At 63.7% G+C, this 24,489-nt stretch carries 22 protein-coding genes and 2 tRNA genes; 6 read left to right on the top strand and 18 right to left on the bottom strand.

The features are described 5' to 3' along the window. Positions 1-38 precede the first annotated feature (38 nt). Entirely contained in the window at positions 39-1,937 is a 1,899-nt protein-coding gene (gene pknB, locus QFZ36_RS12590; RefSeq protein WP_306636898.1) for a Stk1 family PASTA domain-containing Ser/Thr kinase, read from the top strand. A 29-nt stretch (positions 1,938-1,966) separates the two neighbouring features. Here pknB and QFZ36_RS12585 read toward each other — a convergent pair whose 3' ends face one another. The 3 genes from QFZ36_RS12585 to QFZ36_RS12575 are packed head-to-tail and all read right to left on the bottom strand — an operon-like array spanning position 1,967 to position 3,566. Further along, positions 1,967-2,608: an aminodeoxychorismate/anthranilate synthase component II gene (locus QFZ36_RS12585; protein ID WP_306636896.1), complete on the bottom strand. Its 642-nt coding sequence runs from the start codon at positions 2,606-2,608 to the stop codon at positions 1,967-1,969. Then, positions 2,605-2,775, bottom strand: coding sequence for a hypothetical protein (locus QFZ36_RS12580; protein WP_306636894.1), 171 nt, complete (start codon positions 2,773-2,775; stop codon positions 2,605-2,607). The genes QFZ36_RS12585 and QFZ36_RS12580 overlap by 4 nt, the downstream gene beginning before the upstream one ends. A 2-nt stretch (positions 2,776-2,777) precedes the next feature. Continuing rightward, positions 2,778-3,566 (bottom strand): class E sortase, encoded by a 789-nt coding sequence (locus tag QFZ36_RS12575; protein WP_306636892.1) that lies wholly within the window; start codon positions 3,564-3,566, stop codon positions 2,778-2,780. A 174-nt stretch (positions 3,567-3,740) separates the two neighbouring features. Here QFZ36_RS12575 and QFZ36_RS12570 point away from each other — a divergent pair, with 174 nt between their 5' ends. Both QFZ36_RS12570 and QFZ36_RS12565 read left to right on the top strand, forming a co-directional pair. After that, complete coding sequence (locus tag QFZ36_RS12570; protein WP_306636890.1) at positions 3,741-3,992, top strand: cell division protein CrgA; 252 nt, start codon at positions 3,741-3,743, stop codon at positions 3,990-3,992. Then, on the top strand, positions 3,989-4,600 hold the full coding sequence (locus QFZ36_RS12565; protein WP_306639195.1) for a DNA-3-methyladenine glycosylase I: 612 nt from the start codon (positions 3,989-3,991) through the stop codon (positions 4,598-4,600). The genes QFZ36_RS12570 and QFZ36_RS12565 overlap by 4 nt, the downstream gene beginning before the upstream one ends. A gap of 185 nt (positions 4,601-4,785) precedes the next feature. Here QFZ36_RS12565 and QFZ36_RS12560 read toward each other — a convergent pair whose 3' ends face one another. Next, complete coding sequence (locus QFZ36_RS12560) at positions 4,786-5,253, bottom strand: carboxymuconolactone decarboxylase family protein (RefSeq protein ID WP_306636888.1); 468 nt, start codon at positions 5,251-5,253, stop codon at positions 4,786-4,788. 816 nt (positions 5,254-6,069) lie between these two features. On the opposite strand from QFZ36_RS12560, the gene QFZ36_RS12555 reads away from it, so the two are divergent. After that, entirely contained in the window at positions 6,070-7,278 is a 1,209-nt protein-coding gene (locus tag QFZ36_RS12555) for an IS30 family transposase (RefSeq protein WP_444964486.1), read from the top strand. A gap of 90 nt (positions 7,279-7,368) precedes the next feature. Here QFZ36_RS12555 and QFZ36_RS12550 read toward each other — a convergent pair whose 3' ends face one another. Both QFZ36_RS12550 and QFZ36_RS12545 read right to left on the bottom strand, forming a co-directional pair. Further along, positions 7,369-8,247: a rhomboid family intramembrane serine protease gene (locus tag QFZ36_RS12550; protein WP_306636886.1), complete on the bottom strand. Its 879-nt coding sequence runs from the start codon at positions 8,245-8,247 to the stop codon at positions 7,369-7,371. Positions 8,248-8,256: 9 nt separating this feature from the next. Further along, on the bottom strand, positions 8,257-8,802 hold the full coding sequence (locus QFZ36_RS12545) for a peptidylprolyl isomerase (protein WP_306636884.1): 546 nt from the start codon (positions 8,800-8,802) through the stop codon (positions 8,257-8,259). Positions 8,803-8,957: 155 nt separating this feature from the next. Here QFZ36_RS12545 and QFZ36_RS12540 point away from each other — a divergent pair, with 155 nt between their 5' ends. Both QFZ36_RS12540 and QFZ36_RS12535 read left to right on the top strand, forming a co-directional pair. Beyond that, positions 8,958-9,908, top strand: a complete 951-nt coding sequence (locus tag QFZ36_RS12540) for a hypothetical protein (protein WP_306636882.1) — start codon at positions 8,958-8,960, stop codon at positions 9,906-9,908. A gap of 124 nt (positions 9,909-10,032) precedes the next feature. Next, positions 10,033-10,908, top strand: coding sequence for a glycosyltransferase (locus QFZ36_RS12535; RefSeq protein WP_306636880.1), 876 nt, complete (start codon positions 10,033-10,035; stop codon positions 10,906-10,908). A 32-nt stretch (positions 10,909-10,940) separates the two neighbouring features. On the opposite strand, the gene QFZ36_RS12530 is transcribed toward QFZ36_RS12535, so the two are convergent. From QFZ36_RS12530 to dnaA, 12 genes are all read right to left on the bottom strand, one after another. Further along, positions 10,941-11,888 carry a DMT family transporter gene (locus QFZ36_RS12530; protein ID WP_306636878.1) on the bottom strand — a complete coding sequence of 316 codons (948 nt, stop codon included), beginning with the start codon at positions 11,886-11,888 and terminating at the stop codon, positions 10,941-10,943. A gap of 87 nt (positions 11,889-11,975) precedes the next feature. After that, positions 11,976-12,051 (bottom strand) — tRNA-Ala (locus QFZ36_RS12525). A gap of 72 nt (positions 12,052-12,123) precedes the next feature. Continuing rightward, complete coding sequence (locus QFZ36_RS12520) at positions 12,124-12,240, bottom strand: DLW-39 family protein (protein ID WP_306636876.1); 117 nt, start codon at positions 12,238-12,240, stop codon at positions 12,124-12,126. A 68-nt stretch (positions 12,241-12,308) separates the two neighbouring features. Then, positions 12,309-12,382 (bottom strand) — tRNA-Ile (locus QFZ36_RS12515). Between the two features lie 97 nt (positions 12,383-12,479). Beyond that, positions 12,480-13,181 (bottom strand): DUF3566 domain-containing protein, encoded by a 702-nt coding sequence (locus QFZ36_RS12510; RefSeq protein ID WP_306636874.1) that lies wholly within the window; start codon positions 13,179-13,181, stop codon positions 12,480-12,482. Beyond that, positions 13,174-15,852 carry a DNA gyrase subunit A gene (gyrA, locus tag QFZ36_RS12505; protein ID WP_306636873.1) on the bottom strand — a complete coding sequence of 893 codons (2,679 nt, stop codon included), beginning with the start codon at positions 15,850-15,852 and terminating at the stop codon, positions 13,174-13,176. Before gyrA ends, QFZ36_RS12510 begins: the two co-directional genes overlap by 8 nt. A gap of 54 nt (positions 15,853-15,906) precedes the next feature. Then, a complete protein-coding gene (gene gyrB, locus QFZ36_RS12500; protein WP_306636872.1) occupies positions 15,907-17,997 on the bottom strand; it encodes a DNA topoisomerase (ATP-hydrolyzing) subunit B in 2,091 nt (696 codons plus the stop codon). A 380-nt stretch (positions 17,998-18,377) separates the two neighbouring features. Continuing rightward, entirely contained in the window at positions 18,378-18,935 is a 558-nt protein-coding gene (locus tag QFZ36_RS12495; RefSeq protein ID WP_306636870.1) for a DUF721 domain-containing protein, read from the bottom strand. Further along, positions 18,928-20,130 carry a DNA replication/repair protein RecF gene (recF, locus tag QFZ36_RS12490; protein WP_306636868.1) on the bottom strand — a complete coding sequence of 401 codons (1,203 nt, stop codon included), beginning with the start codon at positions 20,128-20,130 and terminating at the stop codon, positions 18,928-18,930. The genes QFZ36_RS12495 and recF overlap by 8 nt, the downstream gene beginning before the upstream one ends. 45 nt (positions 20,131-20,175) lie before the next feature. Beyond that, positions 20,176-21,060, bottom strand: a complete 885-nt coding sequence (gene gnd, locus QFZ36_RS12485) for a phosphogluconate dehydrogenase (NAD(+)-dependent, decarboxylating) (protein WP_306636866.1) — start codon at positions 21,058-21,060, stop codon at positions 20,176-20,178. Positions 21,061-21,186: 126 nt separating this feature from the next. Continuing rightward, complete coding sequence (gene dnaN / locus QFZ36_RS12480; protein ID WP_091419638.1) at positions 21,187-22,311, bottom strand: DNA polymerase III subunit beta; 1,125 nt, start codon at positions 22,309-22,311, stop codon at positions 21,187-21,189. A gap of 526 nt (positions 22,312-22,837) precedes the next feature. Beyond that, entirely contained in the window at positions 22,838-24,259 is a 1,422-nt protein-coding gene (dnaA, locus tag QFZ36_RS12475; RefSeq protein ID WP_091419371.1) for a chromosomal replication initiator protein DnaA, read from the bottom strand. Between the last annotated feature and the right edge of the window lie 230 nt (positions 24,260-24,489).

The raw sequence follows: 24,489 nt of genomic DNA, 5'->3' as shown, positions 1-24,489 counted from the left end.
CACCGCGCACACCGTTGCACCGGGAGGAAAGCCTCCCGGTGGATAGCCAGCGTGTCCTGAGCGGACGCTACGAACTGGGCGCCCTCATCGGCCGCGGCGGGATGGCCGACGTTTACCGCGGCATGGATACCCGGCTGGGCCGGACCGTTGCCATCAAGCTGCTCCGTCCGGACCTTGCCCGGGATCCGCAGTTCCAGGCCCGGTTCAAGCGTGAGGCGCAGGCGGTGGCCGCGCTGAACCATCCGTCGATCGTGGCGATTTACGATACGGGCGAGCACATGGTCCATGACCGTTCGGATGACGACGTCCGGGTGCCGTACATCGTTATGGAATACGTCGAAGGCAGGACCATCCGGGACTTGATCCGGGCCCACGAGGTCAGCATCAACCACGCCATCGACTACTGCCTGGGCGTCCTCGGCGCGCTGGAGTACAGCCACAAAGCCGGCATCGTGCACCGGGACATCAAGCCGGCCAACGTGATGTACTGCGAAGGCACGGACTCGGTCAAGGTCATGGACTTCGGCATCGCCCGGGCCATCGCCGATTCGTCCGCCACCATGACCCAGACGCAGGCCGTGGTGGGCACTGCGCAGTACCTCTCTCCCGAGCAGGCCCGGGGCGAAACAGTCGACGCCCGGAGCGACCTCTACTCTGCCGCCTGCCTCCTCTACGAAATGTTGACTTCCCGCCCGCCGTTCGTCGGCGACAGTCCCGTGTCAGTGGCCTACCAGCACGTGCGTGAAATTCCTGCCCCGGCCAGCAGCCTCAACCCTGAAGTTTCGGAAGCCCTGGACAGCGTGCTGGCCAAGGCGCTGCAGAAGAACCGCAACGACAGGTTCCAGGACGCCGCCGGCTTCCAGCGTGCCCTGCGGGCTGGAAGGGCGGGGGTACCGGTGCCCGCAGCTCCAGCCTCCGAGGCCCCTACCGACCCTAATGACCACGTCCCTGCCCCTTCCACTGCGCCCGTGACCGAAGCGTTCGCGGCCACCGGCGCGGGCTTCCTTGATGATGCCCCGACGGGCCGGCTGGCTGCCATAGGCAGCCTGGCGGACGACGGCGGACAGACCGCTTCCGCCGTTTACGAACCTTCCGCCCGCGATGACTTACCCCTGGGCTTCCCTCCGGAGCGTGAGCGGACCGGCCGGCAGAAGTCCCGCCGTCGTGCCTGGATAGCCACCCTGGTGGTCTTCACCCTCCTGGTCCTCGCCGGGGGCGGGCTGTGGGTGTACAACACAGTGAACCGTCCGGCCCCGCCGCCGCCCAAGGTGCAGATCCCGGCGGTGGCAACGATGACCGAATCCGCGGCGCTGCAGGAACTCTATGGAGCGGACCTCAAACCGAAAATCGTGCGCCTGCAGCACGACACGGTACCCAAGGGCACGGCCATCGGAACGGATCCGGCGTCCGGCACCTCCCTGGACCCCGGAGCCGATGTAGTCCTGAACATTTCCGAAGGGCCCAGCGCCGTGAAGATTCCGGACAGCCTGCCCGGCAAGACGGAAGCCGCGGCCCGGGATATCCTGCGCCAGAGCGGACTGGTCGGAGCGCCCTCCACCACCACAGCCAACAGCGCCAGCGTTCCGGCCGGCATTGTCATCACCACCAGCCCTGCCCCCGGGCAGATGGTGGGCGTCGGCACCACTGTTGAGCTGGTGGTGTCCACCGGCAAGGTGGCGGTCCCCGAACTCCGTGGGCGGACGCGGGAAGAAGCTGAGGCGGCCCTGAAGGAGCTCAGCCTGGTACCGGCGGTCACCGAGGCGGAGAATGCACAGGTGGAGGCCGGCAGGGTGACGGACCAAAGCGATCCCGTGAACTCCGTGGTGCCGCAGGGGAAGACGGTGGCCATCGTGGTGGCCAAGGCGCCGCCCCCGCCGCCGTCACCTACTCCGACACCCACTCCCACTCCCAAACCGACGTCCACCAAGAAGGACTAGCCTCGAGGGAGCGTCAGTGCTGCCTGGACCTAACGCTGGATGAGCGGGCTCAGCTTCGCAGCGCGGGCGGCCGCACCCTTCATGCCCAGGGACTCAAGCCAGTTCCCCAGCATCTGGTAGCCGCCCTCCGTGAGCACGGATTCGGGGTGGAACTGTACCCCGCACAGGGGCGCGGTGCGGTGCTGAAGCCCCATCACTACGCCGGACGCGGTTTCCGCAGTGACTTCCAGGACATCCGGAAGGGTGTCCCGGACGGCGGCCAGCGAGTGGTAGCGGGTGGCGGTGACGGGGGAGGGGAGCCCCGAAAAGACGCTGGTGCCGATGTGCTCCACGAGGGATGTTTTGCCGTGCATCAGTTCCGGCGCGTGGGTCACCTTGCCGCCGAACGCCTCCGCCAACGCCTGGTGCCCCAGGCACACACCGAACATGGGCACGCTGTTTTCGCCACACCATCTGATCAGTTCAATGCAGACGCCGGCCTCGGCAGGGTTGCCGGGGCCCGGGGAAATGAGGACGCCGTCGCGGGTGCCTGCCAGTTCGATGGCTTCGGCGAGGGTGACGTCGTCATTGCGGACCACGGTGGTCTCGGCGCCGAGTTCCTGAAGGTAGCCCACCAGGGTGTAGACGAAGCTGTCGTAGTTATCCACCACGAGGATTTTGGTTGTGGTCATGGCTGGTTTGCGGAACCAATCGTTGAGTCGGTGAACTGGGTGTACTCGGACATCCACGGGAAAAGGAACTGCACCATCAATACCAGTGCGACGGCGATCAGCACCAGCGAGGTGGCGATCCGCAGCCAGAGCGGCCCGGGCAGATGACGGAAAATCCAGGCGTACATGATCAGCCTCTTCCAGTCGCTGCGGCTACCTGCGCTGCAATTTCCGCGGGCGGACCGGCTGATGCGGGGCGCCAGGTGTCCAGCAGGGCGTAGGCGATGATTCGCTCTTCGGCACCAAAGCGGGGATTGCAGCTGGTCATGGTGAGGAAGCTTTCCGTGGGGGCGACGCCCGGCTGGGCGGGCACCGGATCCAGGACGTCAGTGCGGGACGGCATCACGATCTGGTTGTTGCGGAAAACATAGACGTAAAAACCGTCCTTCGTCTGAACGTAGATCTTGTCCCCGGGCACCAGGGTGTGGATATTGTCCAGGACGGCGCCGTGCGTCTGGCGATGCCCGGCAACAGCGAAGTTTCCCACCGCTCCCGGCATGGCCGTGTTGCTGTAGTGCCCCAGGCCCAGGGTGTCCAACACATCCTGGCTGGTGCCTTGGACGATGGGCCTGGTGTAGTTCCCGCCGAACCGCGGAATGTACATGATGCCGATGGTGCCGGCGTGGCCCGGCGCGGTCCCCACTACCGGCTGGCCGAAGTCGGCGGGAGCCGCGGGGGCGGAGGGGGCTTCCGGCGCGGCTGGTGCCGGGGTGCCGAGGTCCTGGGCGAACTCCTTGATCACTTCGCTCTGCTTGGCGTCCGATTCAATGTTGGTCCACCACAGCTGCCAGGCCACAAAGAGCAGCAGGATAACCCCGGCGGTAATGAGCAGCTCACCCAGTACCTGGATGGTTCCGCGCAGAAATACGACGCCGGCACGCGGCGCAGCGGCCGGCCTCGCCTTCTCCTGCAGTACCACGCGTTCTCCTCCGGGCGGTTGCGGCGGGCACTGGTGCCCCATGAACTACGACTAGAATTGGCTGCTAGTAAGAATCCAGATTTGACCAAGATCGCGCAGACCGCTGGCAACTTCCTTCTTGCAGGATATCAAGCCCGGAACGCCGAGCTTGCCTCAGCCCGCCAAGGAGAGCCAGTGCCCGAGTCAAAGCCACGCAAGAAGACCGCCAGCACCACCCAGCAGGCTTCGTCGCAGGCCTACAAGCCGAACCCCGTCTGGTTCAAGCCGGTGATGTTCGGCCTGATGATCATCGGCCTCCTCTGGATCATCACCTTCTACATCAGCGAAGGCCGCCTCCCGGTCCAGGCATGGGAATCCTGGAACATCGTGGCCGGGTTCGGCATCGCGATCGTCGGGTTCCTCATGACCACCCGGTGGCGTTCATAGCTACTGACAGCGGCGCCGTAGTGGGTGAGGACGGACTGGCCCGGCCTCTGTGGGCCTCCGTCGATCCGCTCCTGCGCGAGTACTACGACACCGAGTGGGGCCTGCCGGTCACTGATGAACACGGGCTCTACGAGCGGATCTGCCTTGAGGGCTTCCAGGCAGGGCTCTCCTGGGCCACCATCCTCCGGAAGCGCCCCGCGTTCCGGGCGGCCTTCGCCGGCTTCAACCCTGACGCTGTGGCGTTGTTTACTGATAATGACGTTGAGCGCCTGATGCAGGACCCAGGCATTGTGCGGAACCGCCTGAAAGTCCGCTCCGCCATCACCAATGCCCGGGCCACGCTCGCACTGCGGCAGGAAGGCGGCCTGGTGGAGTTCGTCTGGCAGTTCAAACCCGCTGCGACGCCCAGCCCGGCAGTCCACTCCGACATCCCCACACAGTCCCCTGAGTCGGCCGCCCTGTCCAAGGCGCTGCGGAAGAAGGGCTTCTCCTTCGTAGGGCCCACCACCATGTTTGCCCTGATGGAAGCCATCGGCATGGTGGATACCCATCTTTTGGACAGCCACCGGCGCGGATCTTCCGGAGTCTGGCCCGGTCCCAGCGCCTAGCAACACCGTTTTCCACAACTGTTGGGAAAGTTATCCACACTGTTGAAAACTCCTTGGCGGCCCCTCGACCGGATCAGCATCCTGCGCCCTGCCGTACCAAAGCGTGTAGCGGTCCGCACGGATGCGGTTATTAACAATGTGGAAGACCTGTGGATAACCTACCCGAATATGTGCAGCCAGGCTGTTTACCGGTCCCGGGTAACCGGATGGTGGCTGGTGATTGAGACGCGGTTAAACGCATTCATGGCAATGGCCAACCAGCTCACCGCCGAGAACTCCTCCTCCGAGAGGTGCTCCCGGGCGTAGGCCTCCTCGTTCCCCTGCTGGCTGTGGCCCGGCAGTTCCGTAATGCTCTCGGCCAGTGCGAGTGCGGCCCGCTCCTTCTCGGTAAAGAGAGCTGTCTCGCGCCATGCCGGGAGTACGGCAATTCGCTGCACCGTTTCGCCTGCCTCCATTGCTTCCCTTACATGAAGGTCGAGGCAGTAGGCACATCCATTGAGCTGTGAAACGCGGACCCGCAGGAGCTCCACGGTGGATTCGTCCAGGCCTGCCGCTTCGGCGGCCTCCCGCACCTTCAGTCCCAGTCCGTTAAGGGCTCTCCACAGGGCGGGATGCTGCTTATCGAGGTAGATGTGCTGCGTAGTGGCGCTCAAAGGATTCTCCTGATCGGAACACAACGTGCGGGACTAACTGGCAGGCGTACCTTCCAGTGAAGGCGTAGGTGGCTGCCCGTTGCAACCCCAGCTTTGCACACCAACGATCTCGTCTTTTCCACTTACCAACATCCGGATACCCACAAGTTATCCACAGTTGTGGAAACCTTGGGGGAAATGGGGTGGCTCCTGGCCTTCCGGCACCGTACTCCGGGCATTTTCCACAAGAAACTACGTCGCTGTCAGTTATTAACACTGTGCAAAAGCCTGTTGAAAGGGGAGGTGCAAACCGACCTTAAGCATCCAGCCCGGCCGCTTTCCCAGTGTTTTTCCACAGAAGCAGGGTTTCGGGGCAGCTTTGTCCACTTAAGCACAGTTCTATCCCCAAGAGTTATCCACAGTTGTGGACTAACTGGGGGGATATTGCGAAGAGGTCGTGCCAGTTGGCGGGAAAGTTGTTTTCCGCACCTGAACTACAGGCGTGTAAGTTACCAACATTGTGGATAACTGCTGTGGATAAAGAAGGCCCCGGCATCCGTTGCTTGGGTTCTAGCGGTCGTTGCAACATCCAGAATTTTGGGAGTTGCAACGACCGTGTCTCGTTTAAGCCGTGAATCATCAAGTGGAGTGCGTTCGGGCCAGGATCAGAAGGCTGCGTTTTTCGCGGTTTTTGACCGTCTTGGAAGTACGAGGGCAGCGGCCAGGGAGCTGGAACTCAATGCCAACACATGCGCTGGCTGGGTCAGGAAAGCCGGTCTGAGAGGCCGCGGGACTCCGGGCGCCGGCCCGCATCCGGGAAGGGAAGAGTTCTTCCGGCTGCGCAAGGCCGGTGTTTCCCGTCGTGAAGCGGCACGGACAGTTGGCGTGAACATTCGCACGGCCAGGGACTGGGACCAGGGAATCCGGAAGTCGAGCAATCGACGCATTTACCCTGACGGATGGGTGATCGACTACAAACGGGGAGTGAACTCCTTTGACACCCCGGCCGGCGTAATGGCTATGCCCGCCCCGGGCATCACCGCACTGGAAAAACCCATTGATCCGCGCTACCTGTCTCTGGAGGACCGGGAGCGGATCCGGGACCTGTCCGGACACGGTGCCTCGCAGCAGGCCATCGCTGCCGCGCTGGGCAGGTCACCGTCCACCATCAGCCGTGAGCTCGCCCGCAACGGACGGAACGACGGTTACCAGCCCTATGCGGCGCACCGTGCTGCCGCTGCCCGCCGGACGCGGCCCAAGGCGGCCAAACTCGCAGGCGACTCGGACCTGCGTGACTACGTGAAGGACAAGCTGCTCCTACGCTGGTCTCCGGAGCAGATCAGCCACACGCTGGTCGGAGAGTTCCCTGACCAACCGGAGATGCGTGTGAGCCCAGAGACGATTTATCAAGCCCTCTACGTCCAGGCCAGAGGCGGACTCAAACGCGAAATCCAGGCAGCCCTGCGCACCGGCCGGACCCGCCGCAAACCCCACCGCAGCGGCGAGCAGCGCACTCCCCGGTTTGTGGACCCGATGGTCATGATTTCCGAGCGCCCGCCTGAGATCGAGGACCGCGCCGTGCCAGGCCATTGGGAAGGGGACCTCATCACCGGCGCCTACAACCAGTCAGCGATCGCGACCCTGGTCGAACGCACCACCCGCTACGTAATGCTCATCCACCTGCCAAATGACCACACCGCCGAAACAGTCCGCGACGGACTCGTCAAAACCATGACCACCCTGCCGGCCCACCTGCGAGGCTCCCTGACCTGGGACCAGGGCGCGGAAATGGCCACCCACAAATCATTCACCCTTGCCACCGACATGCCCGTCTACTTCTGCGATCCCGCCAGCCCCTGGCAACGCGGCTCCAACGAGAACACCAACGGGCTCCTGCGCCAGTACTTCCCCAAAGGCACCGACCTGTCCGTCTACGGACCCGAAGATCTCGAACACGTCGCGCAGGAACTCAACGGCCGCCCACGCAAAACGCTCGGCTGGAATACTCCAGCCGAGCGTTTACGTGATCTACTACTAACCACCTAACCAACAGGTGTTGCAACGACCCCTAGAATTCGCCTTGGGGATGTCGGGGCCTTTCGTCTAGGAAGGTAAAGCGGGCTGCAGCCTTGGGATCTAGAGCGAAATTCGGATCCAGCTGGCGGCAACCAGCAGGGCGAGGACCGCTACCAGGCCGGCTGCCTGGACCAGGCCCTGCCGGCGTCCGCGGGGAGTGTAGGCGAGGACCGCCGCGCAGAGCCCGCCGGTGACCAGGCCGCCAAGGTGCGCCTGCCAGGCGATCTGGGGGATGAGGAAGCCGATCACACCGTTGATGGCGATCAGCACCCACAGCTGGCGGGTATCTCCGCCGCGCTGCCGCTGTACCAACAGCATGGCACCGAAGAGCCCGAAGATGGCACCTGAAGCGCCCACTACTCCCACCAGGCCTTGCCCGGGCACCAGCAGCGGGTTCAGGAGCAGGTATCCCACCGAGCCGCCAATGGCCGAAATCAGGTAGAGGGCCAGGAAGCGGATGCGGCCCAGGAGCGGCTCGAGTGCCTGGCCGAAGATCCACAGCGTGTACATGTTAAGGACAATGTGCAGCACGGAATCCGGCGAGTGCAGGAATGCTGCCGTGAGCATCCGCCAAGGCTCGAAGGCCCCGTATTTAGGGGTGGCGAAGACGTTGTTGTAGGCGAACTGTTCATAAACGGCCTGGCCGGGGATGATCCACTGCAGCACGTACACCAGCACGCACGCTGCGATGATGCCGTACGTCACCAATGGTTTGCCGGCAGTTGCGGCGCCGCCGTAGACCGTCCGCACTTCCGGCGTCGTACGCCTTGTTTCGTTGACGCAGTCAATGCACTGGAATCCGACGGCGGCCGCCCGCTGGCAGTCCGGGCACGCGGGGCGTCCGCACCGCTGACAGCGCACGTAGGATGGCCGGTCCGGATGCCGGGGGCAGACCGGAACCTGCGCGGACGGCTCAGCCGACGGAATTCCGTAACTCATGGAGGGGGATTACAGCTGTTCGATGTCGATGCTGTTGATGGTGACGTCCTCCACCGGGCGGTCACCCATGCCGGTACGGACACCTTCAATGGCGTCCACGACCTTCTTGGATTCGTCGTCCGCTACTTCACCGAAGATGCTGTGCTTGCCCTGCAGCCAGTCGGTGGGGATGGTGGTGATGAAGAACTGTGACCCGTTGGTGCCCTTGCCCATGCGGATGCCGGCGTTTGCCATGGCCAGCTTGTAGGGCTGGTTGAAGCTGAGTTCGGGGTGGATTTCGTCGTCGAACTGGTAGCCCGGTCCGCCCACGCCGCGGCCCAGGGGATCGCCGGCCTGGATCATGAAGTCCTTGATGATGCGGTGGAAGATGGTGCCGTTGTACAGGGGCGTACCGGTCTTATCCTCGCCCGTTTCCGGGTGGGTCCACGCCTGCTCGCCCGTGGCGAGGCCAACGAAGTTCTTGACCGTCTTGGGCGCGTGGTTGCCGAAGAGGTTGACGACGATGTCGCCGAGGCTTGTGTGGATGGTTGCTTTTGCAGTTGCGATGGCAGTCATACGGCCCATTCTTCCATGGCGGTCCGGGGCGGGGACTGCTGCGGCAGCAGTTCCGCGCTCGGTGAAATCCGCCTAAATTCCGCAGAGGGAATAGCCGGTGAAGACCAAGCCAACGTAGGCTAACCACAGACCGTCACTTTAATCGGGAGGTAGTTGTGAAGAAATCGGATCGTATTGCCCGTGACCTTGAGCTGTCAGTCACCAGAGCTGTGGAGCACGCCAGGGAGTGGGCAAGCCCCCGCGTGGAAGCAGCCGTTGAGTGGGCCGTTCCCCGCCTGCAGCAGAGCCTGGATAACGCATCTCCCAAAATCCAGGAAGGCCTGAAGTCAGCGGCCCACAACCTGGCCGGCGGCGTTGCCACCGTGACTCCCCGCATCCAGGGCGGCCTGGCGCAGCTCGCTCCGCGGATCAATGAGGCAGTGGATGGAGCATCCCCGCGGCTGCACGAGGCGCTGGACAAAGCAACGCCGGTTGTCCTCAGTGCCCGCGACCGCGTCGTTGTGGATTACCTGCCCCGACTGTCCGACCAGATCGGTGTCGCCTCCAACGCCGTGCACCGCACACTCGAAAACACGCCGGCCCACGTGGACGCCATTGCGCAGAAGCTCGGCGATGTGGGAATCATCCACACCATCCAGGAGCAGGCCCAGGCCGCCGCCCCCCGGCTCAAGGTAGTCGCGACCGAAGCCGGCCGGACGGCGGGCACCCAGCTCGCCGAACCGGAGAAGCCCGGGAAGCGCGGCTGGCTGGTCTTTGGCGTAATCGCGGCGGCCGTTGCCGCCGGTGTGGCTGCCTGGAAGGCCTCCAAGCCGGTCGAGGACCCCTGGAAGACTCCTTCCCCAGTCACGTCCACGCCCGCCCCTGTCCCGGCAACCACGGTGAACGAAGTTCCTGAGGCCACCAGCGGCGTTGTGGCGGACGAGGCGCCAGGCGTTGTGGCGGACGAGGATGCTGACACCGCGGACAAGGCCAAGCACGTGGCTGAGGACGCTCCCGGCGAAACAGCCCCGGTTTCAACCGACGCCAAGACGGCCACCAAGAACGTCTCGTCCAACACCGGCAACGGGGACAAGTCCACTCTGGACAAGGATGCCACCCAGTCCTAGCATTCCCCGCCTTGGATGAGGGCCCCGCTTCGGTGACAAGTTCACTGGAGCGGGGCCCTTTATTCATCTCCGCACACCGCCGCGCTCCCCGGGAGGGCACCGGATCGATGCTAGATTTGAACTGATGTCAGCCGACCAATCCTCTGAGGATGCCTTGAACGACGCAGCACAGCAGGCCCGCGTGTCCATTGTCATCCCGGCATATAACGAGGAGAGCGTCATCCGGCAGTGCCTTATAGCTGCCATCTACCAGTCGGTGCCCGCCCACGAAATCATCGTGGTGGACAACCTCTCCAAGGACCGGACCGCTGACATCGTCCGCCAGATGCAACTTGAGTATCCGGAAAGCCCCATCGTCCTGCTGAGCCAGGACCAGGAACAGGGGCTCATTCCCACCCGCAACTTCGGCCTGGACAACGCCACCGGGGACATCCTCGGCCGCATCGACGCGGACTCCGTGGTGGAACCGGACTGGGTGGAACAGGTGCAGCGCGCCTTCGGTGACCCGTCAGTCCAGGCCGCCACCGGGCCAGTCGTCTATTACGACATGCCCATGCGCCGCTTCGGCCTCAAAGCGGACGACAAAATGCGCCAGCTCATGCTGAAGCTGGCCAAGCACCAATACCATTTCCTGTTCGGCTCCAACATGGCCCTGCGCTCTTCGGCCTGGGAGATCATCCGCTCAGAGACGTGCCGCGACGAGAAGGACGAGATGCATGAAGACATCGATCTTTCGCTGCACCTCGCCGACCACGACCTGAAGATCAACTACTGCCCCCAGATGGTGTCCGGCATGTCCGCGCGCCGGCTGGAGGATTCCCCCCGGGACTACCGCTACTACGTCACCCGGTTTGACCGCACGTACAAGGCCCACAACGTGAAGAAGATGGCCCTCAAGGCACCGATGGTGGTGTTTTTCTCGGTGTACTTCCCGGCCAAGCTCCTGCGGGCCATCCACACCGTTAATACTGCACAGCCAACCCGCCGCGGCGGGCAGTAGGCCTCTCCCTCCCGGGCTTTCCTGGCCAGGGGTCAGTCTGTCCCGAGTTCCGCCAGCGGACGTTCCGGTCCATCCTGTTCCCCTGACCCTCCCGGGCGGCCCCGCCTTCCTGCCCTTGCGGGCTTTTGGCCGAGTACAACGACGGCGAGCCCCACCAGGATCAGGGCCAGCCCTGCGTAGGTGCCTGCGGGAAGTGTTTCCTGCAGGAACATGGCTGCCAGGAGCGCCGCGCCGGGGATTTCCAGCAGGATGATCATGGACACCAGCAGCGGACCCATCGTGGCGAGCAGGTGGTTGAACGCGGTATGGCCCACCAGTTGGGCGCACACAGTGATTGCCGCGATACCGAGCCAGCCGCCAGCGTCGAAGCCCACCAGCGGTTGTCCGCCCAGCAGCGCGAGGAGGGCCACGAGGGCAGCGCACATTCCGTAGCAGAGCGTGGTGTAAGTCCCGGTGGTCATGCTCTGCCGGGCCTTGCCACCCGCCAGCGTGTACAGCCCGGCCAGGGCTCCGCCGGCCACTGCCAGCAAGTCACCTGCGAGGGCTTCCGGGGAAGATCCCATGTCGAAGCCGGTGATGGCCACGACTCCGCCAAAGGCGATGCCCAGGCCGGCGAGCACCTGCCAGCGGTGCCTGGTTCCCCTGAAGAGCTGGAAGACGGCAATCCATGCCGATTGGAGGCACACCAGGGCCGTGGCCGCAGCAACGGACGTCAGCTGCAGCGAGGTGATGAAGCAGGCAAAGTGCAGGGCCAGGGCGACGGCGGCGAGCAGCGACCAGCGGAACTCCCTCCGGGTCACCCTGCCGAACAAGGCCGGCTCCCGGATGAGGGTAGGGGTGGCCATCACGACGGCGCCGATGGCGTTGCGCCAGAAGGCTATGGCCAGCGCACTGACACTGGTGGCTCCCAGCGTGGCTGCTATCAGGGGACCGGAGGAGGCAACACCCAGCACGCCAAGGGCTGCAATAAAGTAGGCCACCCATCCACCCCTATATTTCTCAGGCCTATATGTCTCGGGCAAAACAAAAGTCCCGGCCAGCGTTTCCGCTGAACCGGGACTCTCTTATGGTGGAGGCACGGGGACTCGAACCCCGAACCCCCTGCTTGCAAAGCAGGTGCGCTACCAATTGCGCCATGCCCCCATAAGAAGCAACCCGTCCATCATACCCTAGAACCTTGGGGCTGCTGACCAGCCCCAGGACGGGGCGTCCGGCCTAGCCAACCGAATCGGTGGACTTGCTCCAGACTGTTTTCCGGGCTTCGGATTCCTGTGCTTTCCGGTAGACGAGGACGCCTGCGATTGCAGCTGCCAGTACAAGCAACTTCTTCACATGCTCCCCGTTCCGGTCCGGCCGCTGTGATGCGGACCAAACCTCCACTTGAACCTGCACAGGTTCCGTGGGCGTACCAGGACTTGAACCTGGGACCTCTTCGTTATCAGCGAAGCGCTCTAACCGCCTGAGCTATACGCCCCGATACCTCATCGGGCCGAGACATGACTTTACAGCACATCCCGGCCCGATCTCAAATCGGGCGCTTTCACCGCAAATTTGCCGGTGAAAGCAGGGACCTAATCGTCGGTGAGGGTAACGCCGATGCCGCCCACCAGGGTGGCTGCAATGTTGTACAGGACGGCAGAGAGCATGGAGAGCGCGGTCAGCAGGACCACGTTCACCACGGCGATGATGGTGGCGAACGAGGCCACCTGGCCGAGGGAGGCAACCTTCTTCAGTTCGAAGCCGCCGCCTTCGGAGCCGGCAAGGGTACCGAGCAGGCTGTCCACCTGGTCAAAGATTCCGGTGAGGTCCAGGACGGTCCACAGGACGATGGCGGCGACCACCGTGACGATTCCCAGCGCCACGGACAGCAGGAAGGCCATCTTCAGGACAGACCATGGGTCCACCTTGCTGATCAGCAGCCGCGCGCGCCGCACTTTGGCCTTAGGGGCGGGCTTGACGAGTCCCGGTGTCCCCTGGGCCGGCCGCTGGCCTCCCTGGCCCTGGTTTCCCTGCATCGGGCGTTGGCCCGGTGCCGGACGCTGGCCGGAGACGGATGGTCCCGCAGCCGTGCGCGGTGCGGCCTGTCCCGGCGTCGGCCGTTCACCCTGGAGGGGACGCTGGCCGGGGACTGCCGGGCGTTGTCCGGGAGCTGCCGCGGGCGCGGCTGGCCGCTGCTGCGGACGAACAGGAGCGTTCACGCGGGGTGCAGCCGAGGGCCGGCTTCCCTCGGGAGCTGAAGTGTTCGGCTTGGGAAATGAGTCGGGATTACTCATTCGTTACCTCCGTGTTGTCTTCGTTCGGCTCAGCGTCGCCCGAGGCGTCCTCTGACTCAACGGCCGGTGATTCATCTGCCAGTGCTGACTCTGCGGCTTCCCCAGGGGAACCGCCATCTTCAGCCAACGTTACGTCATCCTCCAGCGATTCCTCGCCCTCGATGCCGCGTTCGCTGTTGCGTGCCACCTCGATGATCCGGTCGTTTTTGTCCGGTTTGGCGAAGATGACGCCCATGGTGTCGCGGCCCTTCGCGGGGACGCCGGCCACCGAGGAGCGGACAACCTTGCCGCCCTCCATGACCACCAGCACCTCATCCTCTTCCTGGACAATAAGCGCGCCCACCAGGTCACCGCGTTCTTCGGCGAGCTTGGCAACCTTGATGCCCAGCCCGCCGCGGCCCTGGAGGCGGTACTCCTCGACGGCGGTGCGCTTGGCGTAGCCGCCCTCGGTCACGATGAACACGAAGGAGCCGTCGGTCACCACGTTGGCGGCGAGCAGCTCGTCGTCCTCGCGGAACTTCATGCCGGTGACGCCGGAGGTTGCCCGGCCCATGGGGCGCAGGGCGTCCTCGGTGGCGGTGAAGCGGATGGACTGCCCCTTCCGGGACACGAGGAGCAGGTCGTCGGTTTCGGAAACCAGCTGCGCGGACACCAGTTCATCGCCGTCGCGGAGGTTGATGGCGATCACACCCGCGGAGCGGTTGGTGTCGTAGTCCTCCAGCCGCGTCTTCTTGACCAGCCCGCGCTTGGTGGCGAGTACCAGGTAGGGCGCCTGCTGGTAGTCCTTCAGGTCCAGCACCTGGGCGATGTGCTCATCGGGCTGGAACGCCATCAGGTTGGCCACGTGCTGGCCCTTGGCGTCACGGCCGGCTTCCATCAGCTCGTAGGCCTTCGCGCGGTAAACCCGGCCAAGGTTGGTGAAGAACAGGAGCCAGTGGTGGGTGGTGGTGACAAAGAAGTGCTCCACCACGTCGTCCCCGCGCAGCTGGGCACCCTTGATGCCCTTGCCGCCGCGCTGCTGGGAACGGTAGTTATCGCTCCGGGTCCGCTTCACGTACCCGCCGCGGGTGATGGTGACCACCATCTCCTCTTCGGGGATGAGGTCCTCCATGGACATGTCGCCGTCGAAGCCCATCAGGATCTTCGTGCGGCGGTCATCGCCGTGCTTGTCCACGATTTCGCCAAGCTCGGTGCTGATGATTTCGCGCTGGCGCTGCTCGGAGGCGAGGATCGCGTTGTACTCGGCAATGAGGGCCTCGAGCTCTGAATGCCGGTCCTGGATCTTCTGGCGTTCCAGGGCCGCAAGGCGGCGCAGCTGCATGTCCAGGATGGCCCGGGCCTGCAGTTCGTCGATGTCCAGCAGTTCCATCAGGCCGTCGCGGGCGGCTTCGGTGGTGTTGGAAGCACGGATGAGGGCAATGACCTCGTCCAGCATGTCCAGCGCCTTCAGCAGTGCCCGCAGGATGTGGGCTTCTTCTTCGGCCTTGCGCAGCCTGTACCTGGTGCGGCGGGCAATGACGTCCATCTGGTGGGTGACCCAGTGCCGGATGAAGGCATCCAGGCTCAGGGTCCGGGGCACTCCGTCAACGATCGCCAGCATATTGGCGGAGAAGTTGCTCTGCAGTTCGGTGTGCTTGTAGAGGTTGTTCAGCACCACCTTGGCCACGGCATCGCGTTTCAGCACGATGACCAGCCGCTGGCCGGTGCGGCCGGAGGTTTCATCCCGCAGGTCGGCGATGCCCTGGATCTTGCCGTCCTTCACCAGTTCGGCAATCTTGATGGCGAGGTTGTCCGGGTTGGCCTGGTACGGCAGTTCGGTAACCACCAGGCAGGTGCGGCCCTGCAGTTCCTCCACGTTCACCACGGCGCGCATGGTGACGGAGCCGCGGCCGGTGCGGTAGGCGTCCTCGATGCCCTTGTGGCCAAGGATGGTGGCACCGGTGGGGAAATCGGGGCCCTTGACCCGCAGCAGGAGTTCTTCCAGCAGTTCCTCGCGGGTGGCCTGGGGGTTGGCCAGGTACCACTGCACGCCGTCGGCCACCTCGCGGAGGTTGTGCGGCGGGATGTTGGTGGCCATACCCACGGCGATGCCCGAGGAGCCGTTGACCAGCAGGTTGGGGAACCGGGCCGGCAGGATGGTGGGTTCCTGGTTCTTGCCGTCGTAGTTGTCCTGGAAATCGACGGTTTCCTCATCGATGTCGCGGACCATCTCCATGGCCAGCGGGGCCATCTTGGTTTCGGTGTAACGGGGCGCAGCGGCGCCATCGTTGCCCGGCGAACCGAAGTTGCCCTGGCCCAGGGCCAACGGGTAGCGCATGGTCCAGTCCTGGATGAGGCGTACCAGGGCGTCGTAGATCGCGGTGTCGCCGTGGGGGTGGTACTGGCCCATGACCTCGCCCACCACGCGGGCGCACTTGTTGAAGGATCGCTCGGGGCGGTAGCCGCCGTCGAACATGGCGTACAGCACCCGGCGGTGTACGGGTTTAAGGCCGTCGCGGACGTCAGGGAGGGCACGGCCCACGATGACGGCCATCGCGTAGTCCAAGTAGGACCGCTGCATTTCCGTCTGCAGGTCCACCTGCTCCACGCGGTCCACCAGCACGTCGCCTTCAAGAACGGTGTCCGGGTTCCCGGCTTCGGGGGCCGGGTTCTCGGGTGTTTCGTCGCTCATTTTCTATTTCCGTTTCAGGTATATGTCAGCTCTGGAATACGAAGGGAATTACCTTTAGATATCCAGGAACCTGACGTCCTTGGCGTTCTGCTGAATGAAGTTGCGGCGTGATTCCACGTCCTCGCCCATCAGGACGGAGAAGATCTGGTCGGCAGCCAATGCGTCGTCCATGGTGACCTGCAACAGGGTGCGGTTGTCCGGATCCATGGTGGTGTCCCACAGTTCCGTGTAGTCCATCTCGCCGAGGCCCTTGTAGCGCTGGATGCCGTTGTCCTTCGGGATGCGGCGCCCGGCTGCCTGTCCCGCGAGGAGCTTGGCGTCACGTTCTTTGTCGCTGTACACGTAATCGTGCGCAGCGTTCGACCACTTGATCCGGTACAGCGGCGGCTGGGCCAGGTAGACGTAACCGTTTTCGATCAATGGCCGCATGTAGCGGAACAGCAGCGTCATCAGCAGCGTGGTGATGTGCTGGCCGTCCACGTCGGCGTCGGCCATCAAAACGATCTTGTGGTACCGAAGCTTGGAGAGGTCGAAGTCCTCCCCGATGCCGGTGCCAAAGGCCGTGATCATGGACTGGACTTCGGTGTTGCCCAGGGCCTTGTCCAGGCGGGCACGCTCCACGTTCAGGATCTTGCCCCGGAGGGGAAGGATGGCCTGGGTCTCGGGGTTGCGGCCGCGCTTGGCGGAACCGCCGGCCGAGTCACCCTCCACGATGTAGACCTCGCACTTCTCCGGGTTCTTGGAGGAGCAGTCGGACAGCTTGCCTGGCATGCCGAAGGACTCCAGCGGGCTCTTACGGCGCGCGTTGTCACGGGCTTTGCGCGCAGCCATGCGGGCCTGCGCTGCCGAGATGGCCTTGCGGATGACGTCGCGGGCGGGGCCGGGATTGCGTTCGAGCCAGTCGCCAAGCCCGTCGGTCACCACACGCTGGACGAAACCCTTGACCTCGGAGTTGCCCAGCTTGGTCTTGGTCTGGCCCTCGAACTGGGGCTCTGCGAGCTTGACGGAAATGACGGCGGTGAGGCCCTCACGGATGTCATCGCCTGTGAGGTTGTCGTCCTTTTCCTTGATGATGCCCTTTTCACGCGCATAGCGGTTGATCAGTGACGTCATGGCAGCGCGGAAACCCTCTTCGTGGGTACCGCCCTCATGGGTGTTGATGGTGTTGGCGTAGGTGTGGACGCTCTCGGAATAGGCATTGGTCCACTGCATCGCCATTTCCAGGGCAATCTTGCGTTCCGTGTCCTCGGTTTCGAAGGCGATGACGTCCTCGTGGACTACTTCCACCTTCTTTCCTGAATTCAGGTGCTTGACGTAGTCCAGCAGGCCCTCGTTGTACTGGTAGACCACGGTGCGGTGCTCGGCGCTGACTTCGCCTTCGGTGACAACGCCGTCCAGGTCCAGATCCGCATCGGCTTCGTTATCGCTGGCGGACGTGCGCTCGTCGGTCAGCGTGATGCGCAGGCCCTTGTTGAGGAAGGCCATCTGCTGAAAGCGGGCACGGAGGGTCTCGAAATCGAACTCGGTGCTCTCGAAAATTGAGGCGTCGGGGTAGAACGTCTGGGTGGTCCCGGTGAGATCCGTTTCTTCGCCCTGCACCAGGCTGCCCTGGGGCTTGCCGCCGTCGGCGAAGGACATCCGCCAGACGTGGCCCTGCCGGCGGACCTCGGTGTCCACCCTGCTGGAGAGGGCGTTGACAACGGAGATACCCACTCCGTGCAGGCCGCCGGACACGGCGTAGCCACCGCCGCCGAACTTGCCGCCGGCGTGCAGGATGGTCATCACCACTTCAACCGTGGGTTTGTGCTCAGTGGGGTGCATGTCCACGGGGATGCCGCGGCCGTCGTCAACAACCTTCACGCCGCCGTCGGCCTGCAGCACAACCTCGATATGTGTACAGTAGCCGGCCAGGGCCTCATCGACGGAGTTGTCCACCACTTCGTAGACCAGGTGGTGGAGTCCGCGGGGTCCAGTGGAGCCGATGTACATACCGGGACGCTTCCGGACAGCTTCCAGGCCCTCAAGGACGGTAATGTCGCTGGCACCGTACTCGCGCGGTGTGGCTGCTTCTGCCGGGGTGTCAGGCGTGCGGGCATCCTCGACTGCGGGTTCAACTGCCAGAATATCTGTATTGTCGTTAGCCACAGGCGCTGTCGACTCCTCTGTTCTCGATGATGGCCGGCTGGAAAGCTCTTCCAGGCATGGAAAAGCAGTCCGCCAACAGGCGCAAACTTATGGCGCCGGCTACTAGCTGATGGTGGGATCCGCGATCCGCGTGCTGGAAGCGTGCGGAGAACGGACTCAGTCAACGTTTCACCGACGCCCAGTTATCTACATCGATTCTACCGTGAAACAGCCCTGATTCCCGCATTCCAGGGCCGTGGATGGCGGGCAATGTGCCCGCTGCGAGCCACAGACTGCGCCTTTGGCGCTCCGAAACTCCGGCCTGCGGGTGCCTATACACCCTCCGGCCCTTCCAGGGCGCTACACGCCCATCAGGGGATTTTCAAGAGTCCGGCTCCGGGCTACCCGTAAGTGTCCCGCGGTCCGCGTCCGTTGACTGTCCGGCCGCCCTTGCGCCAGCTCGGTGCGGTGGGGCCGAGGACCTGGATGCTGGTGACCACACCGTCACCCAGCTCCACCCGGAATTTCTCGAGCAGGCTCAGGCTGAGGAGCCGGAGCTGCGTGGCCCAGGCCGTTGAATCACACCTGACGTGCAGCGTGGTGTCCGTGAAGCTTTCGGGTGTGCAGTGTGCTGAAATTTCAGGCCCCACCAGGGTGGCCCATTCTGCCATCACTGAGCCGACGGCAACCGGGGAGGTCCAGCCGCGTTCGGCCACCAGGCGGCCCACTACCTTGCCCAGTCCGAGGGGATCCCGGCCGGTGGAGTGGAACTGGCTGAAACCGCGGGTGTCCCGGATACTGCGTTTGGCTTTTTGGGACCCGGGCCGAATTGCGGCCCTGCGGATTTCGCCACGGGCGGCGGCGGCCTCGCGCATTCTGTTCAGGGCTGCCTGCGGCGCATCGATGTTGTCGGGCTCGCGGCCGGGCTGCCGTCCGGCGTCTTTTTCGTCCCTACTCATCGATTCCTCCCGCGATGACCTTCACCCGCCGTCCGGACAGCTCTTCCGGGATATCGGCGTCGACGGCGGCGGTCACCAGGACCTGTTCCGCACCCGAGACTATTGCGGCCAGTTTACGCCTGCGCTGCACGTCCAGCTCGGCAAAAACGTCATCAAGGATCAGGATCGGTGCGGAGCCGCCGGTCCGGGCATCGTCCAGCATGACGTAATACGAAGCGAGCCGCAGTGCCAGGCACATGGACCACGTTTCACCGTGGGATGCATACCCCTTGGCGGGTGCCTGGCCGAGGATCAGTTCCAGTTCGTCGCGGTGGGGACCCACCAGCGAGATGCCGCGTTCCCGTTCCTTCCGCCGGGCGTCGGCGAAGGCGCGAACATACCGCCCAGTGAGCTCCTCCACAGTGAGCCGGCGCAGGTCCTCGGCTTCGGCGGTAGTACCTCCGTCTCCGTTGCCGGCAGCACGCAACTCCGGGGCGCCGTCGTCGTCCATCTGGTTCTGGAGGGTGGAACGGTAGACCGCGTCGGCGGGCTTGGAGGTATCTGTCAGCCCGGCGTATGCAGTTGCCAGGTGCGGCCGGAGGCGTTCCACGAGCTCAAGCCGGGCGTGCAGCAGTTCGGCACCGGCCCTGGCCATATGCTGGTCCCACACATCGAGCGTCGCTTCATGCGCTGACGTGAATTTGCCCGAGCGGGCAGACTTCAGCAACGCATTGCGCTGTTTCAACACCCGGTCGTAATCGCTGCGGGTGGCGGCGTGGTGCGGGATCAGGCTGGCGAGGAGCTCATCCAGGAACCGGCGGCGGTTGGACGGATCGCCTTTAACCAGGGCCAGGTCCTCCGGTGCGAAGAGCACCGTCTGGCAGATGCCCAGAAGATCGCGTGCGCGGACGGGATTGCTGCGGTTGATCCTGCCGCGGTTAGCCCGGCCCGCGTTGATTTCCAGTTCGAGGACCGTGACCTGCCCGCCCCGGACCAGCCGGGCCCGGACCAGGGCGCGGTCGGTGCCGAACCGCAGCAGCGGCCCGTCGGAGCTGACGCGGTGCGAGCTGAGGGTGGCGAGGTACCCGATGGCTTCCATCAGGTTGGTCTTGCCAATGCCGTTGTACCCCACCAGGACGGTGACGCCCGGGCCCAGGGCAAGGTCAACCTGGGCATAGCTGCGGAAATCAGTCAGCGAGAGGTGTTCTATGTACACGCGGTTTTAGGCAATTCTGGGAACCGGGCAGGTCCCCGCTGGCTGCTACTTGGCGGGACGGGTTGCGTGCCCGCCGAACTGGTGGCGCAGGGCAGACACCATCTTCATGGCCGGCGAGCTGTCCTCGCGGGACTCGAAGCGGGCAAACAGGGCGGCCGTGATGGCCGGTGCGGGAATGGCGTTGGCAATGGCTTCTTCCACAGTCCACCTGCCCTCGCCCGAGTCCTCGACGTAGTCGTCAATGTTCTGCAGTCCCGGATCCTCGTCCAGCGCTTTGACGAGGAGGTCCAGCAGCCAGGACCGGACCACGGTGCCCTTTTGCCAGGCCCGGAAGGTTCCGGGCAGATCGTTGATGATGTCCTTGGACGCGAGTAGCTGGTAGCCCTCGGCGTACGCCTGCATCAGGCCGTACTCGATGCCGTTGTGGACCATCTTGGCGTAGTGGCCTGCGCCGATCCCGCCCACGTGCACAAAGCTGTCAGCCCGTTCGCCTTCAGGGCGAAGGGCGTCAAAGACGGGAAGCGCACGTTCAATGTCCGCGGCATCTCCGCCGGCCATCAGGCCGTAACCGTTCTGCAGCCCCCACACACCGCCGGACACACCGCAGTCCGCGAAGTGGATGCCCTTGGCGGCGAGGAGTTCGCCGTGTTTCTGGTCCTCGGTGAAGCGGGAGTTGCCGCCGTCGATCACCAGGTCACCCTCGTCCAGCTTTTCGCTGAGTTCCTTGACGACGGCGTCCGTGATGTCGCCGGCCGGCACCATCACCCAAAGGAGCCGTGGCGTGGGGAGGGCTGCGATGAGCTCATCAATGGAGCCGGTGTCCGTGACCTCCGGGTTCCGGTCATAACCGGTGACCTCAATGCCGCCCTTGCGCAGGCGTTCGCGCATGTTGAATCCCATTTTGCCAAGGCCGATCAGTCCAATATGCATGATGCGGTTTCTCTTTCTGCATTGGGTGTCGGTTGTCGTTTTGGGGCCCGGAACGACAACAACTGTCTGGGCCCACGCCGCCAGGGTTCCCTGGCCGGGCTTGCAAGGCGAGGGGGGCGCTGGGGACTAGTTGGGGAGGCGGACCGGCATGACGAGGTAACGGTAGTCATCCTGGTCTTCGCCGTCCGCGTCTGCCTGCGCCGTGATCATGGCCGGCTTCGGTGCCGTGGTGAACGAGAACCGGACAAACTTGGTTTCGATGACGCTCAGTCCTTCCACCAGGTAGTGCGGGTTGAAGGCCACCGTGATGTCGTCACCCGAAAGCTGGGCTTCGAGTTCCTCGGAGGCCTGGGCGTCCTCGCCGGTGCCTGCGTCCAGGTTGAGCAGGCCCTGGGTGAATGCCAGGCGGACCGGGGTGTTGCGCTCTGCCACCAGCGAGACGCGGCGGACGGCCTCCACGAGTTCCTGGGTCTGGACCGTTGCGTGGATGGGCGTGGAGTCAGGGAAAAGCGACCGGATCTTCGGGTAGTCGCCGTCCACCAGCAGGGATGTGGTGGTGCGGCCGCCGCTTTCGAAACCGATAAGCCGGCTGTCATCGTCCGAGAGGGCCAACTGGATGTCTCCGCTGTTGCCCAGGGTCTTGGCCACTTCGTTCAGGGTTTTTGCCTTGACGAGCGCGCTGGTGGAGATGCCCGGAGTGACGGGCTTCCACGGCACCTCGCGCATGGCCAGGCGGTAACGGTCAGTGGCCAGCAGCGTGATCAGGTCGTCCTCAATCTCCATCCGCACGCCGGTGAGGATGGGCAGGGTGTCGTCCTTGCTGGCGGCAATGATTACCTGGGAGACGGCCTGGGCAAAAGAGTCACCCGGGACTGTTCCGCTGACGGTGGGCAGGGCCGGAAGCGGCGGGTATTCCGCCTCGGGCATCGTAGCCAGGTGGAAGCTGCTTCGGCGGCAGGTGAGCGTGACTTTGTTGCCGTCCGTTTCGACGTCGACCGGTGCCGAAGGCAGGCTGCGGCAGATATCCGCGAGAAGGCGGCCGGAGACCAGGATGGTCCCCTCGTCCCGGATGTCCGCGGCGATCTCCAGGCGTGCGGAGGTTTCGTAGTCGAAGCTCGAGAGGCTGACTGTGCCTGCTTCAGCCTTCAAAAGGAGTCCGGAAAGGACGGGAACGGGCGGCCGCGGAGACAACGAGCGGGCTGTCCAGGTAACGGCTTCTGCCAGGACGTCCCGATCGACTCTGAACTTCACGGAAGGGTGCCGCCTTTCATTGCTGCTGCATTGGTTTCTTCGAAACTTCCCGCAGGAAGCCCCATAAAGGGATGCCCCGCGTCCTGAACCTGCATGGTCCGTGCTGCTGCCTGAACCACGCAGAAACCCAAGGATGGGACCGCTGCTGACAGCTTAGCCGGAAGATCCGCGATTAACCCATCCCCACTTTGCGGCGCTGGCCCCTTGGGGCCGGTGGCCCCTCGGTGCGGAACGGGCGAATCGATCTTGTTGTTTGAGGGACTTCAATTTTTTGGGATTAGTAGTGTTAATAACTGCTGTGGAAACTGTGGATAACTGCCTCCGGCCGCGGGATCCGGCGGTTAAGCCCTGTTCATGGACTGTGGGCGGAGCAGGTTTTAAACAGGGTGTGGATGGGGATAAAAATTTTGGCGCTTTTCCCGATCCACAGGCGGCTTAAGGGTTTTAAGCCCATTAACCGCGGTTGTCCCCTTAAGTATCCACAGGCTTATCCACATGCACCTGTTAATAAGGTATAGATGCTTCGTCAGGAATCGCGCTGCTGTTGCTTGATCCGGTTGGTCAGCTCGGTCACCTGGTTGTAGATCACACGCCGCTCTGCCATCAGTTCACGGATTTTGCGGTCAGCGTGGATCACCGTGGTGTGGTCGCGGCCGCCGAGTTCCTGGCCAATCTTGGGAAGCGACATGTCCGTGAGTTCGCGGCACAGGTACATGGCGATCTGGCGCGCGGTAACCAGGGTCCTGGTGCGGGACTTGCTGCAGAGCTCTTCCATGCTGAGCTTGAAGTACTCGGCCGTCTGCTGCAGGATCTGGCTGGACGTGATCTCCTGGGCACCGTCGTCGGTGATGAGATCCTTCAGCACCATCTCCGCCAGGGCCACATCCACGGGCTGGCGGTTGAGGCTGGCAAACGCTGTGACCCTGATGAGGGCGCCTTCAAGTTCACGGATGTTGCTGGAAATCTTGGACGCGATGTACTCGAGGGCGTCATCCGGAGCGGAAAGACCTTCGCTCAGGGCCTTCTTGCGGAGAATGGCGATACGGGTTTCCAGTTCCGGAGGCTGGATGTCCGTCAGGAGGCCCCATTCGAAGCGGGACTTCATGCGGTCCTCAAACCCGGCGAGCAGCTTGGGCGGCTGGTCCGAGGTGATGACCACCTGCTTGTTGTTGTTGTGCAGCGAATTGAACGTGTGGAAGAACTCTTCCAGCGTCCGGTCCTTGCCGGCCAGGAACTGGATGTCATCGATCAGCAGGACGTCCACGTTGCGGTAGGTGGTCTTGAAGCTGGCGCCTTCATCGTCACGGATGGAGTTGATGAAGTCGTTGGTGAATTCTTCCGAATTGACGTACCGGACCCGGATGCCGCTGTAGAGCCGCCGGGCATAGTGCCCGATCGCATGCAGGAGGTGGGTCTTTCCCAAGCCCGAGTCGCCATAGATGAACAGCGGGTTGTAGGCCTTGGCCGGCGCTTCCGCCACGGCGACGGCCGCAGCGTGGGCAAAGCGGTTGGACGAACCAATCACGAAGGTATCGAAGACGTATTTAGGGTTGAGCCGGCCGAACTCGTGGGAGGTGCTGGGCAGCATGGGCTGCGGCTTCTGCTCGATCAGCTGGTCCGGCGAGAAGGAAGGCTCGACGACGGGCTCGGGCTCTTCGTGGATGGGCACCAGGTCCGTGTCCACGTCAATGGCACAGCGGATGTCTTCGGAGAAGACGCTGTGCAGTGCATCATCCAGTGCGTCCTTGACCTGGGTCTGCAGCACTTCGCGGGTGAGTTCGTTGGGTACTGCCACCAGCAGGGTGGAACCGATCAGGCCCTGGGCCTGGGCGAGGATGACAAAGCCACGCTGCCGCGGTGAAACGCGGTGGTCCTGCTCCAGCAGGCTGACAACGCGCCGCCAGGAACTTCCGACAGTATTGGCGTGGTTGGCTTCGTCTACTGTCATCAATGGGTTCCCTCAAAACTTGCTTTGCCTGCATTGCCTGCAGCCGCAAGCGCGGAACCAGGATCAGGTTCAGCTTCATCCACAGGGTTATACACAGCACGTGGATAATCGGCTACTGGGCAACTCTAGGGGATGAAAAGCCTAGAAGATAGCTGGCCAGTAGCTTGTGGATAATTACACTGTTGTGGTTCTAAAAAGCAGCCTGTGAGCCACTTCATCCACAGGCTCGA

Origin of the sequence: Pseudarthrobacter siccitolerans, assembly GCF_030823375.1 — a bacterium.
Taxonomy (GTDB): domain Bacteria; phylum Actinomycetota; class Actinomycetes; order Actinomycetales; family Micrococcaceae; genus Arthrobacter; species Arthrobacter siccitolerans_A.
This window is presented reverse-complemented; position numbering and strand designations above follow the sequence as displayed.